General features: G+C 57.9%; 2 rRNA genes. Both read left to right on the top strand.

Annotated elements, in window-relative coordinates:
• Window positions 1-3,092 (top strand): 23S ribosomal RNA (locus tag OEY_RS0127705); the annotation flags it as partial.
• Window positions 3,093-3,197: 105 nt separating this feature from the next.
• Window positions 3,198-3,277 (top strand): 5S ribosomal RNA (gene rrf / locus OEY_RS0127700); the annotation flags it as partial.

Here is a 3,277-nt window from a genome sequence, read left to right as displayed (position 1 = left end):
GGAGCCGATGAAGGACGTGGGAGGCTGCGATATGCCTCGGGGAGCTGTCAACCGAGCTGTGATCCGAGGATTTCCGAATGGGGAAACCCAGCACGAGTGATGTCGTGTTACCCGCGCCTGAATATATAGGGCGTGTGGAGGGAACGTGGGGAAGTGAAACATCTCAGTACCCACAGGAAGAGAAAACAACATGTGATTCCGTGAGTAGTGGCGAGCGAAAGCGGAAGAGGCTAAACCGCGGGTGTGTGAGAGCTGGCAGGCGTTGCACTCGTGGGGTCGTGGGGCCCTTCTTCCCATCACTGTCATGGTGGGCGAGAGTAAGAAACCGGTGTGTTAGTCGAAGTGGTCTGGAACGGCCCGTCGTAGAGGGTGAGAATCCCGTAGACGAAAACACGCCGGCTCTCGTGGAGGGTGCCCGAGTAGCAGCGGGCCCGTGAAATCTGCTGTGAATCTGTCGGGACCACCCGATAAGCCTGAATACTCCCTGGTGACCGATAGCGGACTAGTACCGTGAGGGAAAGGTGAAAAGTACCCCGGGAGGGGAGTGAGATAGTACCCGAAACCGTGCGCTTACACTCCGTCGGAGCCTTCGAGCAGTTTGGTCTGCTGGGGGTGACGGCGTGCCTTTTGAAGAATGAGCCTGCGAGTTAGTGGCATGTCGCGAGGTTAACCCGTGTGGGGTAGTCGTAGCGAAAGCGAGTCCGAACAGGGCGTATCAGTGGCATGTTCTAGACCCGAAGCGGAGTGATCTACCCATGGCCAGGGTGAAGCGACGGTAAGACGTCGTGGAGGCCCGAACCCACTTAGGTTGAAAACTGAGGGGATGAGCTGTGGGTAGGGGTGAAAGGCCAATCAAACTCCGTGATAGCTGGTTCTCCCCGAAATGCATTTAGGTGCAGCGTCGCGTGTTTCTCACCGGAGGTAGAGCTACTGGATGGTCTAGGGGGCCCACAAGCTTACCGAAATCAGCCAAACTCCGAATGCCGGTGAGTGAGAGCGCGGCAGTGAGACTGCGGGGGATAAGCTTCGTAGTCGAGAGGGAAACAGCCCAGATCGCCGGCTAAGGCCCCTAAGCGTGTACTAAGTGGAAAAGGATGTGGGATCGCTGAGACAACCAGGAGGTTGGCTTAGAAGCAGCCACCCTTGAAAGAGTGCGTAATAGCTCACTGGTCAAGTGGTTCTGCGCCGACAATGTAGCGGGGCTCAAGTACACCGCCGAAGCCGCGGCACTCACACAACACCCACTCGTTTCTGCGGAGACGGGTGCAGTGGTGTGGGTGGGTAGGGGAGCGTCGTGCCGCCGGGGAAGCGCCGGAGTGATCCAGGTGTGGAGGCGGCGCGAGTGAGAATGCAGGCATGAGTAGCGAAAGACGAGTGAGAAACTCGTCCGCCGAATGACCAAGGGTTCCTGGGCCAGGTTAATCCGCCCAGGGTGAGTCGGGACCTAAGGCGAGGCCGACAGGCGTAGTCGATGGACAACGGGTTGATATTCCCGTACCCGTGTGAACGCGCCCCTGGTGAATCAGTGATGCTAACCGTCCTGAAGCCGGCCGGTTCCTTCGGGAATCGGTCGTGTGGATGCACGGGACCCGATCTGGTAGTAGCCAAGCGATGGGGTGACGCAGGAAGGTAGTGGGGCCGGTCAGTGGTTGTACCGGTGTAAGCCTGTAGGGCGTGACATAGGCAAATCCGTGTCGCACGAGCCTGAGAGGTGATGCGTAGCCGAATGAGGCGAATTCCATGATCCTATGCTGCCGAGAAAAGCCTCTAGCGAGCTTTCACACGGCCCGTACCCCAAACCGACACAGGTGGTCAGGTAGAGAATACCGAGGCGATCGAGAGAACTGTGGTTAAGGAACTCGGCAAAATGCCCCCGTAACTTCGGGAGAAGGGGGACCGGCCCTGGTGAAGACCTTCGCGGTCGGAGCTGGGGGTGGTCGCAGAGACCAGAGAGAAGCGACTGTTTACTAAAAACACAGGTCCGTGCGAAGTCGTAAGACGAGGTATACGGACTGACGCCTGCCCGGTGCTGGAAGGTTAAGAGGACCGGTCAGCGGAGCGATCCGCGAAGCTGAGAATTTAAGCCCCAGTAAACGGCGGTGGTAACTATAACCATCCTAAGGTAGCGAAATTCCTTGTCGGGTAAGTTCCGACCTGCACGAATGGCGTAACGACTTCTCTGCTGTCTCAACCACAGACTCGGCGAAATTGCATTACGAGTAAAGATGCTCGTTACGCGCGGCAGGACGAAAAGACCCCGGGACCTTCACTACAGCTTGGTATTGGTGTTCGGTTCGGTTTGTGTAGGATAGGTGGGAGACTGTGAAGCGGTGACGCCAGTTACCGTGGAGTCGTTGTTGAAATACCACTCTGATCGTATTGGACCTCTAACCTCGGACCCTGATCGGGTTCAGGGACAGTGCCTGGTGGGTAGTTTAACTGGGGCGGTTGCCTCCCAAAATGTAACGGAGGCGCCCAAAGGTTCCCTCAGCCTGGTTGGCAATCAGGTGTCGAGTGCAAGTGCACAAGGGAGCTTGACTGTGAGACCGACAGGTCGAGCAGGGACGAAAGTCGGGACTAGTGATCCGGCACCGGCATGTGGAAGCGGTGTCGCTCAACGGATAAAAGGTACCCCGGGGATAACAGGCTGATCTTCCCCAAGAGTCCATATCGACGGGATGGTTTGGCACCTCGATGTCGGCTCGTCGCATCCTGGGGCTGGGGTAGGTCCCAAGGGGTGGGCTGTTCGCCCATTAAAGCGGCACGCGAGCTGGGTTTAGAACGTCGTGAGACAGTTCGGTCTCTATCCGCCGCGCGCGTTAGAAACTTGAGGAAGGCTGTCCCTAGTACGAGAGGACCGGGACGGACGAACCTCTGGTGTGCCAGTTGTCCCGCCAGGGGCACGGCTGGTTGGCTACGTTCGGAAGGGATAACCGCTGAAAGCATCTAAGCGGGAAGCCTGTTCCAAGATGAGGTTTCTCACCCCCTCGAGGGGGTAAGGCCCCCGGCAGACCACCGGGTTGATAGGCCGGAACTGGAAGTGCGGCAACGCATGCAGGTGACCGGTACTAATAGGCCGAGGACTTACCACGAAGAAGCTACGCGTCCACTGTGCGGTATCTGAAACAGCACACACATCAGATACCGAAGCCCGACAAGGGTATTCGAGAACTCTGATGCGTGACGTTTCGCAGAGTTACGGCGGCCATAGCGACAGGGAAACGCCCGGTCCCATTCCGAACCCGGAAGCTAAGCCTGTCTGCGCCGATGGTACTGC

Source organism: Rhodococcus sp. P14 (assembly GCF_000256505.1).
GTDB classification, from domain to species: domain Bacteria; phylum Actinomycetota; class Actinomycetes; order Mycobacteriales; family Mycobacteriaceae; genus Rhodococcus; species Rhodococcus ruber.
The sequence above is the reverse complement of the archived record's forward strand: the minus strand, read 5'-3'. Positions and strand labels throughout refer to the sequence as shown.